This window comes from Pseudomonas lundensis (assembly GCF_002269125.1).
Classification (GTDB): domain Bacteria; phylum Pseudomonadota; class Gammaproteobacteria; order Pseudomonadales; family Pseudomonadaceae; genus Aquipseudomonas; species Aquipseudomonas lundensis_A.
On sequence record NZ_NQKI01000011.1, the window covers coordinates 72989 to 89403 of the forward strand.

12 protein-coding genes and 1 other RNA gene are annotated in these 16415 nt (G+C 56.6%); all 13 read left to right on the top strand.

Annotation, left to right across the window (positions count from 1 at the left end; genetic code table 11):
* Window positions 1–83: 83 nt before the first annotated feature.
* A complete protein-coding gene (locus CJF39_RS09405) occupies window positions 84–908 on the top strand; it encodes a (Fe-S)-binding protein (protein WP_094993163.1) in 825 nt (274 codons plus the stop codon).
* Window positions 905–2362: a LutB/LldF family L-lactate oxidation iron-sulfur protein gene (locus CJF39_RS09410; protein WP_094993164.1), complete on the top strand. Its 1458-nt coding sequence runs from the start codon at window positions 905–907 to the stop codon at window positions 2360–2362. Before CJF39_RS09405 ends, CJF39_RS09410 begins: the two co-directional genes overlap by 4 nt.
* Window positions 2362–3033 carry a LutC/YkgG family protein gene (locus CJF39_RS09415; protein WP_094993165.1) on the top strand — a complete coding sequence of 224 codons (672 nt, stop codon included), beginning with the start codon at window positions 2362–2364 and terminating at the stop codon, window positions 3031–3033. Before CJF39_RS09410 ends, CJF39_RS09415 begins: the two co-directional genes overlap by 1 nt.
* Window positions 3030–5846: an FAD-binding and (Fe-S)-binding domain-containing protein gene (locus CJF39_RS09420; RefSeq protein WP_094993166.1), complete on the top strand. Its 2817-nt coding sequence runs from the start codon at window positions 3030–3032 to the stop codon at window positions 5844–5846. The genes CJF39_RS09415 and CJF39_RS09420 overlap by 4 nt, the downstream gene beginning before the upstream one ends.
* Window positions 5847–5955: 109 nt before the next feature.
* Complete coding sequence (locus CJF39_RS09425) at window positions 5956–6141, top strand: hypothetical protein (RefSeq protein WP_094993167.1); 186 nt, start codon at window positions 5956–5958, stop codon at window positions 6139–6141.
* 111 nt (window positions 6142–6252) lie between these two features.
* Window positions 6253–6543: a hypothetical protein gene (locus CJF39_RS09430; protein ID WP_094993168.1), complete on the top strand. Its 291-nt coding sequence runs from the start codon at window positions 6253–6255 to the stop codon at window positions 6541–6543.
* Window positions 6544–6615: 72 nt separating this feature from the next.
* Window positions 6616–7007: a transfer-messenger RNA gene (ssrA, locus tag CJF39_RS09435) on the top strand.
* Window positions 7008–7180: 173 nt separating this feature from the next.
* Window positions 7181–8386, top strand: coding sequence for a tyrosine-type recombinase/integrase (locus CJF39_RS09440; RefSeq protein WP_094993169.1), 1206 nt, complete (start codon window positions 7181–7183; stop codon window positions 8384–8386).
* 459 nt (window positions 8387–8845) lie between these two features.
* Window positions 8846–9085, top strand: coding sequence for a helix-turn-helix transcriptional regulator (locus tag CJF39_RS09445; RefSeq protein ID WP_094993170.1), 240 nt, complete (start codon window positions 8846–8848; stop codon window positions 9083–9085).
* Window positions 9078–9647: a helix-turn-helix domain-containing protein gene (locus CJF39_RS09450; RefSeq protein WP_249275341.1), complete on the top strand. Its 570-nt coding sequence runs from the start codon at window positions 9078–9080 to the stop codon at window positions 9645–9647. Before CJF39_RS09445 ends, CJF39_RS09450 begins: the two co-directional genes overlap by 8 nt.
* A 510-nt stretch (window positions 9648–10157) precedes the next feature.
* Window positions 10158–12926, top strand: coding sequence for a class I SAM-dependent DNA methyltransferase (locus CJF39_RS09455; RefSeq protein WP_094993171.1), 2769 nt, complete (start codon window positions 10158–10160; stop codon window positions 12924–12926).
* A 117-nt stretch (window positions 12927–13043) separates the two neighbouring features.
* Window positions 13044–15164: a DEAD/DEAH box helicase gene (locus CJF39_RS09460; protein WP_170942662.1), complete on the top strand. Its 2121-nt coding sequence runs from the start codon at window positions 13044–13046 to the stop codon at window positions 15162–15164.
* On the top strand, window positions 15151–16341 hold the full coding sequence (locus CJF39_RS09465) for a GIY-YIG nuclease family protein (protein ID WP_094993172.1): 1191 nt from the start codon (window positions 15151–15153) through the stop codon (window positions 16339–16341). Before CJF39_RS09460 ends, CJF39_RS09465 begins: the two co-directional genes overlap by 14 nt.
* Window positions 16342–16415 lie beyond the last annotated feature (74 nt).

Below are 16415 nucleotides of genomic sequence, written 5' to 3' on the forward strand. Positions count from 1 at the left end.
CCCCGGCGACAGCCATTCACGACCCGGTCTGCCTGGCTTCTACGCTTGGCGGACACAAAACCGGGACCACCCGGAGACGCCTGATGAGCGAGCTTTTCTACAACGCCGTGCCCAACGCGACCCGTGTCGCACCGCCCCTGCCTGTTCCACGCATTTATCCCACGCAAAAACCGGCCAAGGTTTACCTGTTTGGCACTTGCGTAGTCGACCTGTTCTTCCCCGAAGCCGGCATGGACGCGATTCACCTGCTGGAACGCGAAGGCATTGAAGTGGACTACCCGCAAGGGCAAAGCTGTTGCGGCCAACCGGCCTACACTTCGGGTTACACCGAACAGGCGCGCGCCGTCGCTCGCTCACAACTCGCCCTGTTTGCCGAGGACTACCCGGTCGTGGTGCCGTCCGGCTCCTGCGCGGGCATGTTGCGCGAGCACTATGAAGACTTGTTCAAAGACGAACCCGAGACCCTGAAGCGCGTTCACGCCCTGGCCGAACGTACCTTCGAACTCACCGAATTCCTGCTGTTCGTGTGCAAGGTCCAATTCAAGGACCACGGCGCACCAGTCAAAGTCGCACTGCACACCTCCTGCTCTGCAAGGCGCGAAATGAACACCCACCTGCACGGCCGCGAAATGCTGGCCCAATTGAGCAACGTTGAACGCATCGACCATAGCCATGAAAGTGAATGCTGCGGCTTTGGTGGGACATTCAGCGTGCGTATGCCGGATATTTCCGGGGCGATGGTGGCCGACAAGACCCGCTCCCTGATTGAAACCGGCGCGCATCAAGTGCTGACCGCCGACTGCGGCTGCCTGATGAACATCAACGGCTCACTGGAAAAACAAAAACAATCCCTGCGTGGCCAGCACCTGGCCAGTTTCTTGTGGCAGCGCACCGGAGGTGAACAATGAGCACCAGCACACTGATCCCGACTGTCGCCGTCGAAGAGGACTTCCGCGAGCGCGCCCACGAAGCCTTGGCTGACAAACAACTGAGAAATAACTTTCGCAGTGCCATGGACTCTTTGATGACCAAACGCGCCGTGGCCTTCAGTGATGCTCACGAACGCGAACACCTGCGCGCCCTGGGCAATGCCATCCGCGCCCGCGCCTTATCCAAACTGCCCGACCTGCTGGAACGCCTGGAAGCCAACTTGACCCGCAACGGTGTGCAAGTGCATTGGGCCGAGACCGTCGAGGAAGCGAACGAGATCGTCTTGTCGATTGCCCGTCGCCGTGCGGCCAAGCAAGTGATCAAAGGCAAATCGATGGTCAGCGAAGAGATGGAAATGAACCACGTGCTCGGCGCCCAAGGCATTGAATGCCTGGAATCTGACATGGGTGAGTACATCGTTCAGCTCGATAACGAAAAGCCATCCCACATCATCATGCCCGCGATCCATAAAAACGCCGGGCAAGTAGCCGACTTGTTTCACAACAAACTCGGCGTGGAATACACCAAGGACGTCGACCAACTGATCCAGATTGGCCGACGTGTACTGCGACAAAAATTCTTTGAAGCGGACATCGGGGTTTCCGGCGTGAACTTCGCCGTGGCCGAAACCGGCACCTTGCTGCTCGTTGAAAACGAAGGCAACGGCCGTATGTCGACCACTGTGCCGCCCGTGCACATCGCGGTGACCGGTATCGAAAAAGTCGTCGAAAACTTGCGCGATGTGGTGCCGCTAGTGTCGCTGCTGACCCGCTCGGCCCTTGGCCAGCCCATCACCACTTACGTCAACATGATCTCCGGCCCGCGCAAACCCGGCGAGCTCGACGGCCCCGAAGAGGTGCACCTGGTATTGCTGGATAACGGCCGTAGCCAGGCGTTTGCCGACAGTGAACTGCGCCAGACGCTCAATTGCATTCGGTGTGGTGCCTGCATGAATCACTGCCCGGTTTACACGCGCATTGGTGGTCATGCCTACGGCGAGGTGTACCCCGGTCCTATCGGCGCGATCATCACACCGCACATGGTCGGGCTGGCCAAAGTGCCCGATCACCCAAGTGCGTCTTCTCTTTGCGGCGCCTGCGGCGAGGTCTGCCCGGTCAAAATTCCTATCCCGGCCTTGCTGCGTCGCCTGCGGGAAGAAAACGTCAAAGCGCCAGACACCCAGCCACGCATCATGCGTGGTCAGGGCAGCAAGTACTCGCGTAAGGAGCGCTTCATCTGGAACGCCTGGGCCAAACTCAATAGCTCGCCCAACCTCTACCGTTTGTTCCTGAAAGCCGCCACCCGCCTGCGCGGATTGACGCCGAACAATGTAGGGCCATGGACCCAAAACCACAGCGCCCCAAAACCCGCTGCCCGCTCGCTGCATGACATGGCCCGCGAGCACTTGGCGAAAAAGTCGGGAGACCAGTGATGAGCGCCAAACACAACATCCTTACTAAATTGCGTAAAAGCCTGACAGGAACAACACCTGTGGCTGACAACTTTGACGAAGTTCTGGTGACGCAACCCTGGACCTACACCCCCGAACAGCGCATCCCGCAACTGCGCAAGTTGATGGAAGCGGTGCACACCGAAACTCACCTAAGCACCGAGCAGGGCTGGCCTGCCCTGTTGGCGCAATTGGTCACCGACCGTCAGCTGCCGAGCCTGCTGATCGCCCCGACGACGCCACACGGGCAAAAAGTGGCGGCACATTGGGCGCAAAATCCCGCACTACCTGCACTCAAAGCCTACGATCGTCGAGTAGAGGAATGGAAAGACGAGCTGTTCAATGACACGCCCGCCAGCCTGACCACCACCTTGGGCGCCATTGCCGCCACCGGCAGCCTGATCCTGTGGCCCACGCCCGAAGAACCACGCTTGATGAGCCTGGTGCCGCCCGTGCATTTCGCTCTGCTCAAGGCCAGTCAAATCCGCGACAACTTCTATCACGTGCAGCGTGAAATGAACTGGGCCGCAGGCATGCCGACCAATGCCTTGCTGGTGTCCGGCCCTTCAAAAACCGCCGACATCGAGCAAGTGCTGGCCTATGGCGCCCATGGCCCGAAAGATCTGGTGGTGTTGATCCTGGAGGACGCATGAGCCTGCCCGCTACGTTTATGCGCGACGCCGAACGTCTGATCCCGCACGACCGGCGCTTCACCGATGCCTTGTCGACGCTGGCATTCGGCACCGACGCGAGCTTCTACCGATTGATTCCGAAACTGGTCGTTCGGGTTGAATCCGAAGATGAAGTGGTTGAACTGTTGCGTTTAGCGAGGCGCGACAACGTTTCGGTGACCTTCCGCGCATCGGGCACCAGTTTGTCCGGCCAGGCTATTAGCGACTCGGTGCTGATCGTGCTCGGGGATAACTGGAACGCTAAAGAAATTCGCAGTCAGGGCATGCAAATCCGTTTGCAGCCAGGTGTGATTGGCGCCCAGGCTAACGCGTGGCTGGCGCCGTTCGGGCGCAAGATCGGCCCCGACCCGGCCTCGATCAATGCGTGCAAAATTGGCGGCATTGTCGCCAATAACGCCAGCGGCATGTGCTGCGGCACGGCACAAAATACTTACCACACGCTGGCGGGCATGCGCGTTGTGCTAGCCGACGGCACGCGCATCGACACCGAGGATGCAGCCAGTGTTGCCGCCTTTCGTCAAAGCCATGGTGCCATGCTCGAACACCTTGAGACATTGGCCCGCGAAACCCGCGCAAACACTGAATTGGCTGCAAAAATCCGCCATAAATACCGCCTGAAAAACACCACCGGCCTGTCGCTCAACGCCTTGGTGGATTTTGACGACCCGCTGGATATCCTCAGCCACGTGTTGGTGGGCAGCGAAGGCACCCTCGGTTTTATCAGCGCGGTGACCTACGACACCGTTATTGATCACCCGCACAAAGCGTCGGCGCTGATCGTGTTTCCGGACGTGGAAACCTGCTGTAACGCTGTAACTGTGTTGAAAAGCCAACCCGTTTCTGCCGTTGAACTGCTCGATCGCCGCAGCCTGCGTTCTGTGCAGGAAAAACCCGGCATGCCGGCGTTCGTACAGCAACTGTCGAACAATGCTTGCGCACTGCTGATCGAATCTCGCGCAGCCACGCAGACGTTATTGCACGAGCAGTTGGCGCACATCATGGGCTCACTGTCGGCATTCCCTGTCGAGAAGCAAGTCGATTTCACCGAAGACCCGGCCGAAAACGCCAAACTGTGGGCGATTCGCAAAGATACCTTCCCCGCCGTAGGCGCTGTGCGCAAAACCGGCACCACAGTGATCATCGAAGACGTAACCTTCCCCGTCGAACAATTGGCCATCGGCGTAAACCGTCTGATTGAGCTGTTCGACAAGCATCACTACGATGAAGCGATCCTTTTCGGACACGCGCTGGAAGGCAATCTGCACTTCGTCTTCACCCAAGGCTTCAACAGCCCAGAAGAAGTCGCACGCTACCAAGCGTTCATGGATGACGTGGCACAGTTGGTCGCCGTAGAGTTCGGCGGCTCGCTCAAGGCTGAACATGGCACCGGCCGCAACATGGCGCCCTTCGTGGAGCTGGAATGGGGCAGCGATGCCTATCAACTGATGTGGTCGCTCAAACGCTTGCTCGACCCGCAGGGCATTCTCAACCCGGATGTGGTGCTCAGCGAAGACCCGCAAATCCACCTCAAACACCTCAAGCCGCTGCCCGCCGCTGACGAAATTGTGGATAAGTGCATTGAGTGCGGTTTTTGCGAACCGGTCTGCCCGTCTAAAGGTTTGACCCTCAGCCCGCGCCAGCGAATCGTGATCTGGCGTGACATTCAGGCCAAAAAACGCGCCGGCGTGGACACCCGCGAGCTGGAAAAAGCCTACGAATACCAAGGCATCGACACTTGCGCCGCAACCGGTTTGTGCGCCCAACGCTGCCCGGTCGGTATCAACACGGGCGAGCTGGTGAAGAAACTGCGCGCGCGCAAAGCCGATCACACCAAGACCGCCGACTGGCTGGGCAACCACTTCGCGACCACGCTGCAAGGTGCGCGCTTCACGCTGCATGTAGCCAATGGCGCGCGCATGATGCTGGGTGCGCCGCGTCTTGCCAGGCTGTCTGCCACGCTGACCAGGGCCAGCAAAGGGCGCGTTCCCCTGTGGACCAATGCCATGCCGCAACCTGAGCAGGCGATACGTTTCGCCCCGCCGGTCAAAGATGCGCGCCCGCGCGTGGTCTATTTGGCCGCATGCGTATCCCGCGTCATGGGCCCTGCAGCGGGCGACCGCGAGCAAATGTCGCTCCTGGATAAAACCCGCGGCCTTTTGGAAAAAGCCGGTTACCAAGTGGTGTTCCCGGACAACCTGGACAGCCTGTGTTGCGGCCAGCCGTTTGCCTCAAAAGGGTACGCCGAACAGGCCGAACACAAACGTCAGGAACTGATCGGCGCCCTACTCCACGCCAGCCGTGGCGGGCTTGATCCGATCTACTGCGACACCAGCCCGTGCACACTGCGGCTGGTGCAAGACCTGGGCGAAACCCGCCTCGACCTGTACGACCCGGTGCGGTTCATTCGCACTCACCTTGTGGATAAGTTGCGCTTCACCCCGCAAGCAGCGCCGATTGCCGTGCACGTCACGTGCAGCACGCAACACTTGGGCGAAAGTCAGGCCCTGATCGACATTGCGCGGTTGTGCAGCCAAGAGGTCGTCATCCCTGAAGGCATTCACTGCTGTGGCTTTGCGGGTGATAAAGGCTTTACCACCCCGGAGCTGAACGCCCACTCGCTGCGCACCTTGAAAGACGCGGTGCAGCAGTGCAGCGAGGGAATCTCCACCAGCCGTACGTGCGAGATTGGTCTGACACAACATGGCGGCATCGACTACCACGGATTGGTGTATCTGGTGGATCGAGTAACCACCGCCAAAACGCTACAGCACTAGGGAATCAGGTCAAAACGAGACGCGCCTGCTTGCACTTAGGCGCGTCCTGCTCTTTACGTGGCCAAACTGCCCACCGATTTGTCGACCCTGCTCTCTGGTCAAATCCACCATGCACTTTACCGACAACACCAAACGGCGCGTGTGCCTGCTCAAACCATTTCCTGCCTCACTCGCCGAAGCGCTCTGCGCATCGGTGTGTAAAACTCAAAAAAATGCGCCTGCCGCTCAAGAACAACCCTTGGCAGGAAAGCCCTTTTTTACGCACAAAAAAATTAATCGGATGATGGCCAAATAAAAGCAGAACCCTTGAGCCCGGCTATAGTCAATTGGCTTGAGCCCCACTGTTTTGGGCTTATAACCGAGCCCGGAGACACCGGGCCTAACGTGTGCACAAGGAGTTTTCCCCATGAAACGTACCGCGCTTGCTGGCCTTTTTGTGGCTGCTGCAATGTTGGCCTCTCCGGTGTTCGCCAATGAGCCCGCAAAAGATGACCTGTGCGCCATCAACTTGCAGAAAATCAATGACGCGATGGCAACCTCGGGTGAGACCAGCGAAAACACCAGTGACGACATCAAGACCGGCGTTGAGAAAGCCAAAGCCGAACAGGCCAAGGGTGACAACGAGGCTTGCATCTCCACAACCTCCCAGTTGCTCCAGCGTATCCAGAACATCAACAAAGGTGGTGAAAGCAAATAAGCCTTGAGGTTGGCCTTCTGCGTCAGATTGGCGTAGACTCCGCAAGCTTGCTGGTTATACACAGCAAGCATCGGGGCCGTTTAGGATTCGACGCCGGTTGCGAAACTCTAGGTGCATGCCGAGTTGGTAACAGAACTCGTAAATCCACTGTTGCAACTTTCTATAGTTGCCAATGACGAAACCTACGAGGGTCAAGCTCTCGCAGCGTAAGCTGCCTTAGCCATCCTCCTGGCACCTTCGGGTCCAGCAATCACTAGGGGATGCCTGTAAACCTGAAGTGATTGTCATATAGAACAGGATCGCCGTGCAGTACGTTGTGGACGAAGCGGCTAAAACTTACACAACTCGCCCAAAGCACCCTGCCCTTCGGGTCGCTGAGGGTTAACTTAATAGAAACGGCTAAGCATGTAGTACCGACAGCGGAGTACTGGCGGACGGGGGTTCAAATCCCCCCGGCTCCACCATTTAGTCTTCCCAGGAAGACCCAGAAAAGCCGTAAAGCCTAGAGAAATCAAAGCTTTACGGCTTTTTTCTTGCCCGCGTATTCCCACCTGATCCCAGGGCATCCCACGGTTGACGGGGGCATATATGGGGGCATAAAACGCTCATCAGCTCGCTCGGAGAGGATGTGCCCCCAATGCCCCTGAAAGACACCAACTGCCGCAACGCTAAGCCCCAGGACAAGCCCTATCGGCTCTACGACGAACAGGGCCTGTACCTTGAAGTGCAGCCCAACGGAGGCCGTTACTGGCGCTTGAAATACCGTTTTCTGGGAAAGGAAAAACGCCTGGCTCTTGGTGTTTACCCTGAGGTCGGCTTGCAGGAAGCTCGGCGCAAACGTGATGACGCTCGTGTCCAACTTGCCAGCGGCCAAGATCCTTCACTGCAAAGACGCATGGCCAAGGTGGTCAGCCAACTTGATCACCAGCACACTTTTGATTCGGTTGCCACGCAGTGGCTCAGTATTCGCGAATCCTCCTGGAACCCGGAGTACACCCGGACTGTACGGCAGCGCCTTGAGCTCAATGCCTTCCCTTGGCTGGGAAAACTCCCGATTAGCAGCATCAGCACGCCCATGCTGGTCGAAAACCTCCAGCGCATTATCAAGCGCGGCGCTCGCGAGACGGCGCGTCGTGTTGCCCAGATCTACAAACAGATTTTTGAGTTCGCCGAAGCTGCCGGCATCACCCCGCCCAACCAGATAGGGAATCTCTCACGGACGCTCCCAGCCAAGCGGGTGAAACACTTTGCTGCCGTGACCGATCCTGAAAAACTCGGTGCACTGCTCAAAGCACTGGATAGCTACACGGGAACAATGCCTGTTTGTTGTGCACTCAAACTGGCCCCATTGCTGTTCTGCCGGCCCGGAGACCTGCGCCACATGGAGTGGTCGGAGGTCAATCTGGATGCGGGCGAGTGGTTGATTCCCGGCCACAAGATGAAAGGGCTCACTGCTACCAAACAGGATCGGCCGGATCATTTGGTTCCTCTCAGCCAACAAGCAGTCGCGGTTCTGCGCGAGCTGAAACCACTCACCGGCAGACATCGGTACGCCTTCCCCTCGGCACGAGGAGGCGACCGGCCGATGTCCAACAATGCCGTACTCAGCGCGTTACGCCGCATGGACATCAGCGGCGACGAAATGACTGGGCACGGCTTTCGTGCGACAGCAAGAACCATAGGTGCGGAGGTGCTGGGATTTCGCCCCGATCTTCTGGAGCATCAGCTTGCTCACACGGTAAAAAATCCACTGGGCCGTGCATATGACCGAACATCATTTCTGCCAGAGCGCCGCGACATGATGCAGCGCTGGTCAGATTATCTAGATGCGATCAAGTCCTGAGCTCATCGCTTGGGCTTGCAATACCGATCCCCGCTTGGTAAAAACTCGGCATCCCTCGGACGTTCATAGGACTCCATGGGATCGTCACGCTGCCCCGGTTACGGCGTTAAGAATCCGAAGTCCATCTGCTGTTAGCAAATGGACTTTCTGGCTACCTCATCGGGGTATTGCCAGCATCTTGCAGGGCCTTCTGCACCTGCTCACCTGCAGCAATGCTGCTAAGAAACCTACGGACTCCTATTCCGTACCAGCAGGGTCTTTCCTCTCCCCCACGCCAAAGACACAGCTTCAGCTGTCATCCGCACAGCTGTCGCCGGCAATAATTCTCGGAGACACGTAACCCGGGTCACAACAAACGCCACTGCTTTGCAGTAGGAAAATCCGAGCGCCACTCCCAACACATATGCGTATTGCAGTACTTGAGGACTGCTGCAACGCCACCGTCTGAGCACCAATCAAATGTCAGCACGAACTATTGAACCCAGCCCGGAGGAACCGCGCTTCCTTCGCCTGCCCGAGGTTGAACTCTTGGTCGGGAAAAAGAGATCCACGATCTATCGCGACATAGCCGCAGGAAAATTCCCTGCTCCATATGATCTAGGCAGCAGCAGATCGGTTGGCTGGCTCAGCACGGAGATATCTGCCTGGATCCTGAGCCGGCCGCGTGTGCAACTGCGTGGGGGGCTTAACAATGACTAACGTATCAACCCCACTGCGTGCGCAGACCCAGTGGTTCCATGTTTTCAGGGCTATGATCGATCAGGGTGATGTAGCCCGAATCGGGCCCCACGCATTTACGGTTTATGCCGTAATCAAGGCACACGCCAATTACTACTCTGGTACGGCGCATCCGGGCATCGAGCGGATCTCTGAACAGTCTGGCGTCAGCTTGGCACAGGTCAAACGGGCACTGGGGGTTCTCGAAACGGCCGGCCTTATCACAAAAACAAAATCCGGCCGATCTAATCACTACACCCTACACGAAAAGGTTCAGGTCACTGAGGCCGGCCTACCGCATACCGTAGTAACCTGGGACTACGTGCCACGCCACGCCCAGCACACAGTATCTGAGCTCAAAAAAGCCATGACCGCTGGCGATCTTGCGAGTACACAGATACTGAACATCGAGCGCCTGAATATACAAATCAACCTAGCTTCTGGTAACGCCCAAGTCGATAGCTCATCAATGCAAATCGATCTTGATCGATTGCCACCTGGTATCCGTGAGACCCTGCGCAGGCATCTCAAAAATTCACAATGAGGTTATGCACAGCTCAGAGTGATACGTATCAGCCTGAGCTGTGATTGGTCACGAAGTAGCTCACCTAGAGCTACATAGCGTGGGAATCTAGCTCAGGCTGAGCCGCTAAAAAGAAAGAGAAAATAAAAGATAAGAGAAGATATGGAGGAGACAAAACCTCCTGAGCGAACGTATCGAAGCCTTATTGGATTACGGACAGTTACCGTAAACTCGATCCGACGAATCCCGCCAGCCGTGCCATCTGCGTTTTTTTCGCATTACAGAAGCGCCTTCCTTTATCATCCCCGACATCGTTTAGTGATTGATTCCCTAGTCATTGGCTCAGGGCGCTCGGCTGTCGTATCCAGTGGTCTCCGGCATAAACTGATGCGGCTGAGCAGAACTGAGTTGCCAGTGCTGACGCCAAGCAGACAGAGCGGCATGCGCAGGCCGGGATGGAACCATTACCCAAAAAATTTAGCGGCTAAAACTGCCGCCTTCGCGCATCAGCGATCTGAACAGTGGTAAACCATGAATGCAGTAGAAATTGAATCCGCCATCTCAGACCTTGCCTTTGAGCCTTTTGACGCGGAGGAGTTTCCGTTCAGCTTCCTGGCCGCATTCGGCAACAAGGAAACAGCGCTCAAGCGCCTGCGCGCTGGCAACAACAACGCCTCGGACGTACCTGGCGGCGTGCTACTGCGTAGCAACATTCATATCGCCACGTGCGAGCTCGGCACCGTGGGTGAAACACTCAAGGCCCTGCGTGCCAGCTTGGCCACCACAAAAGCCAAAGCCAAATTCATCCTAGCCACCGACGGGCAAACATTGGAGGCCGAAGAGCTGATCACGGGTGAGACAATCACCTGCGACTACCCGGACCTTCCCAACCACTTTGGTTTCCTGCTGCCGCTGGCCGGTATATCCACCATCAAGGAGATTAAGGACAACCCCATCGACGTGCGCGCCACCAGCCGCCTAAACAAGCTGTACGTCGAACTGCTGAACGAAAACCCGGACTGGGCTAAAACCGAACGCCGCCACGACATGAATCATTTTATGTCTCGGTTAGTGTTCTGCTTTTTTGCTGAAGACACCGACATCTTCACTGGCGACGGACTGTTTACCACAACGGTTGAGCATTACAGCGAGCGCGACGGCTCTAACACCAACCAGGTGCTGTCTGAAATCTTCCGCGCCATGAATATCAAGCTGGCCGAGCGTGCCAATGCAGAACCACGCTTACCTGGCTGGGCCAATAAATTCCCCTATGTGAATGGCGGTTTGTTCTCTGGCAGCACCGAGGTGCCGCGCTTTACGCGCATGGCACGCACCTACCTGCTACATGCCGGCAACCTGAACTGGCAAAAAATTAACCCAGACATTTTCGGTAGCATGATCCAGGCGGTGGCCGATGATGAAGAGCGCGGCGCATTGGGCATGCACTACACCAGCGTGCCCAACATCCTCAAAGTGTTGAACCCCTTGTTTCTGGATGATCTGCGAGCTCAGTTGGAGGCGGCTGGCGACAACAAAGCCAAGCTGCTTAACCTTCGCAAGCGTATGGCGCGCATCCGCATATTTGACCCTGCATGCGGCTCCGGCAATTTCCTAGTCATCGCCTACAAGCAAATGCGCGAGATCGAGGTGGAGATCAATCGCCGTCGAAGCGAGGCCAACAATAAATCAGAAATCCCGCTGACAAACTTCCGAGGCATCGAACTGCGCGACTTTCCGGCCGAGATTGCCCGCCTGGCGCTAATCATTGCCGAGTTTCAGTGCGACGTGCTGTATCGCGGCCAGCAGGATGCACTGGCCGAGTTCCTACCGCTGGATGCGCAGAACTGGATTGTGTGCGGCAATGCGCTACGCCTAGATTGGTTGAGCCTGATGGATGCTCACCATACTGGCGTTAAGCTAATTGCGGATGACTTATTTAGCTCTCCGCTCGACCAAGCCGAAATTGAGTTTGACAACGCAGGCGGTGAGACATATATCTGTGGTAATCCACCATATTTGGGAGGTAAAGGGCAGTCGCCGTCACAGAAGGCAGAGCTGGCGAGTGTTTTTGGCTCTCGCGAAAAAAACGGCGAACTAGATTACGTATCGGCTTGGCTATTGAAAGGCGCGGAATATTCCGCTTCAAACTCTGCAGAGGTCGCGTTTGTAGTCACAAACTCGGTGAACCAAGGCGCACAAGTTCATCAGCTTTGGCCCCGAATTTTCAAACTTGGGATCGAGATCTCCTTTGCTCACAAGGACTTCAAATGGTCAAACAATGCGACCAAAAACGCAGCAGTTATTTGCTCTATAATCGGACTCAGGCCGCGTGGGCGAAAGCAGAAAATTCTGACTGAAAACGGTCTTGCAAGGGAAGTGTCTTGTATTGGACCTTACTTGGTCTCGGGAAACGAAATAGTCGTATCTCAGTCCCTCTCACCCATTTCAGAGTTAATGCCAATAATTACAGGGAACAGCCCCTACGATGGAGGCAACCTGATTCTGGCAAGCGATCAAAAAAAGGAATTAGTAAATAATCATCCAGAGGCGATACACCTAATTAAAAGGCTATATGGCTCCAAGGATTATTTGAATGGCGAGCAGCGTTACTGTCTCTGGATAGATAACCCAAGCAGTCCTTTGGCAGAATCTATTCCAGCCATTAAACATAGAATCGACAATGTTCGTAGATTCCGATTGGACGGTGGCGATGTCGCCCGAGGTATTGCATCACGACCACATCAATTCCGTTATACACACCAAGCCAAATCACATCTGATAATTGTTCCGCGTGTCTCATCTGAACGGCGAACGTATATTCCCTTCGGCCTTCTTTCGAACGACTGCATAGTTGGGGATTCCGCACAGGCCATATATGACGCAGAAGTATGGCATTTGTCTATTCTTCTTAGCCTGTTGCATATGTCTTGGGTTCGAGCGCTTGCTGGACGGCTAAAAACAGACCTGCGCTATTCGTCAGCCCTCTGCTACAACACGTTCCCGATGCCTCTGCTCACTGAGCAAAACAAGGCAGATCTTACAGCCTGCGCAGAGAACATTCTCTTGGCCCGCGAAGCCCATTTTCCCGCCACCATCGCCGACCTGTATGACCCGGACACAATGCCGGACAACCTGCGCCACGCCCACGAGCGCAACGATGAAGTGCTGGAGCGTATCTATATCGGTCGCCGTTTTAGAAACGATACCGAACGCCTGGAAAAGCTCTTTGACCTCTACACCAAGATGACAACGGATACACCGAAGGCTGAGCCGAAAAAGCCACGAGGGAAAATGGCATGAGCGACACCCCAGCTAGCTTAGCGACGCCACCCGAGGGCTACGGCGATTGGTTGGCGGACCTTAAAGGCCGCATCCACAATACCCAGGCGACGGCACCCTCATGGAGGAAGAATCACAGTGACTAACACTACCAACCCGACCAACAGCTACACGGTGCCGTCGGTATCCATTACTACCGCGTGCACTGGGGCATCCAGCAAGGCCAATGAGCTGGGCATGCGTACCATGCAGGAACGCGCCTATACCAAGCGCGGCGAACAGTATCTGCTGATCAAATCGCCACCGGCATCAGGTAAGTCCCGTGCCCTGATGTTTATCGCCCTGGACAAGCTCCATAACCAGGGACTGCAACAGGCCATTGTCGTAGTGCCGGAGCGTTCCATTGGCGGCAGCTTTGCCGATGAGCCGCTGAGCCAACATGGCTTCTACTGGGACTGGCAAGTGGCCCCAAAGTGGAACCTGTGCAATGCCCCAGGCATCGATGAGCCGCGTGTGGCCAAGTCCAAGGTAGATGCCGTGCGCGCCTTCCTAAACAGCGGCGACAAGGTGTTGGTCTGCACCCATGCCACCTTCCGCTTTGCTGTGGAAGAGCTGGGTATCGACGCCTTCGATAACCGCCTGATTGCCATCGACGAGTTCCACCACGTTTCCGCCAACCCAGACAACAAACTGGGCAGCCAACTGAGCGCGTTTATCAACCGCGACAAGGTGCACCTGGTTGCCATGACCGGTTCCTACTTCCGTGGAGACAGCGAGGCCGTGCTGGCTCCGTCGGAAGAGAACAAATTTGAGACGGTGACGTATACCTATTACGAGCAGCTCAACGGCTATCGCTGGCTCAAGTCGCTGGATATTGGCTACTTCTTCTACACCGGCCGGTACGTGGATGCGGTCGCAAAGGTGCTGGACCCGGCGCTGAAAACCATCGTCCACATTCCAAACGTAAATGCCCGTGAGAGCCTCAAGGACAAGGAGCACGAGGTTAACGAGATCATGAGCGCGCTGGGTGATTGGCAGGGTGTAGACCCGGCCACCGGCTTTCACCTGATCAAAGCCAAAGACGGCCGCACGCTGAGAGTGGCCGACCTGGTGGATGATAGCGACCCAGGCAAACGCTCCAAAGTGCTCGGCGCACTGAAAGACCCGGCGCAGAAGAACAACCGCGACAATGTGGATGTGATCATCGCGCTGGGCATGGCGAAGGAAGGGTTTGACTGGATTTGGTGCGAACATGCGCTGACCATCGGCTACCGTTCGAGCCTGACTGAAATCGTGCAGATTATTGGCCGCGCCACCCGCGACGCCGAGGGTAAGGAGCGCTCGCGCTTCACCAACCTGATCGCCGAACCTATGGCTGATCAAGCTGCTGTAGCCGAAGCGGTAAACGATATGCTCAAAGCCATTTCCGCCAGCCTGCTGATGGAACAGGTGCTGGCCCCGCGCTATGAATTCACCCCGAAAGATACCGGGCCGAAAGAAGGCTTCAATTACGGGCCAGAGGGGTATCAAGCAGGTGGCACTAATCTAGGCGTGAATGAAACCACGGGCCAATTCCATGTCGAGATTAACGGCCTGACCACACCGCAGAGCACAGAAGCCACGCGCATCTGCAAAGAAGATTTAAACGAAGTAGTAACCAGCTTCCTGCAGGATAAAACCGTGCTGGAGCGCGGCCTATTCGACAAGGAAAACACCCTGCCAGAAGAGCTGACCCAACTGCGCATGGGCAAGATCGTGCGCGAACGTTACCCGGACTTGAGCGACGTCGACCAGGAAGCCATCCGCCAACACGCTATCGCCGCAATGAACATTACCCAGCAGGCCAAGTTGATGTTGGCTCAGGCCGACGCCAACGGGAGTGACGTTGTACAAGGCAGCACTGCTCTGCTGGATGGCGTGCGCAAGTTCGTTAACGTACGCGAGCTGGACATTGACCTGATCGACCGCATCAACCCCTTCGAGGCAGCCTATGCGGTACTGGCGAAAGCGATGGATGAGAAGTCCCTACGCCAGGTGCAGGCCAGCATTGCGGCCAAGAAAGTGAGCATTCCTCGTGATGAGGCGGTTGAACTTACAGATCGCGCTAGAACTTTCAAGCGCGAGCGAGGCCGCCTTCCAGACATCAACTCTGCAGATGCCTGGGAAAAGCGTATGGCCGAAGGCGTTGTTGCTTTCATGCGCTACAAAGCTCAGGAGTTGGCAGCGAAACAAAGTGGGGTGATCGATGAGTCAAATTGATGAGGACGAACTGCTCGCTGAGCTTGGCCTTGAAATCGCTCCCCTAAAGGCTGCCACTCGAACCCCTCGCGAAGAACGCATCATCGCTGGCTTCGAGGACATTCAGCGCTTCTATCAGACCCACGGCCGCGCCCCACTGCATGGCGAAGATCGCGACATCTTTGAACGCTTGTACGCAGTGCGTCTGGATCAGCTACGCAGGCTGCCGGAGGCACAAACCCTACTGGCCGGCCTGGATAGTCACGGCCTACTGCCAGGTAATGCCCTAGCCACGGTAAATGTGGATGACCTGGATGAGGACGCCTTGCTCGCCGAGCTAGGCATCGGCAGTGAGCCCGTCGACCTGGACGACATCACCGTGCTGCGGCATGTGCGTTCAAGTGCGGCAATAAAGGCGGCAGAAGAAATTGCCGCCCGGACCCCATGTAAAGACTTCGAGAGCTTCAAACCACTTTTTGATGAGGTTGAAGCCGGCCTAAAACAAAACCTGTGGATAACCAAGCCCTTTGGTAAGAACGCCAGCATCGAGGCCGGGGACTTCTTCATTCTGAGCGGACTCATTGCCTATGTCGCCGAGGTGGGCGACACCTACAAGACGCCGAACGCGGAGACGAATGGGCGTTTGCGCGTCATTTACTCCAATGAGACGGAAAGCGATCTTCTACTACGATCCCTGCAGCGGGCGCTCTACAAGGACAGTGAGGGACGTGCCGGATCTCGGCTCATCAGGGTAGATTCAGGCCCACTGTTTAGCGACATAGCCGAGCCGGACGACATAGAAAGCGGCACTATCTATGTGCTGCGCAGCCAGTCCAGCCACCCCTTCGTAGCCGAGCACCGCGAGCTGATCCACAAGATTGGCGTGACCGGTGGCAAGGTGGAAGCTCGCATCGCCGCCGCGGCGAAGGATGCCACCTACCTGCTGGCAGATGTGGAAGTGGTCGCAACTTACAAGCTTCACAACCTGAACCGCACCCGGCTAGAAAACATCTTCCACCGCCTGTTCGGCGCAGCGCAGTTGGACTTGACCATCGATGACCGCTTCGGCAATCCGGTCAAGCCGAGGGAATGGTTCCTGGTACCGCTGCATGTGATCGACGAAGCGGTTGAGCGCATTCGGGATGGGTCGATTACCGGTGTCGCGTACGATCCGCAGACGGCTCGCTTGATCAGCTAAGGCGCAGCTAAAGCGTGACGATCAAATCCGGGCGGAAGCCAGTCTCTTCGCCCGGATACCCTCTAGGGTTGCAA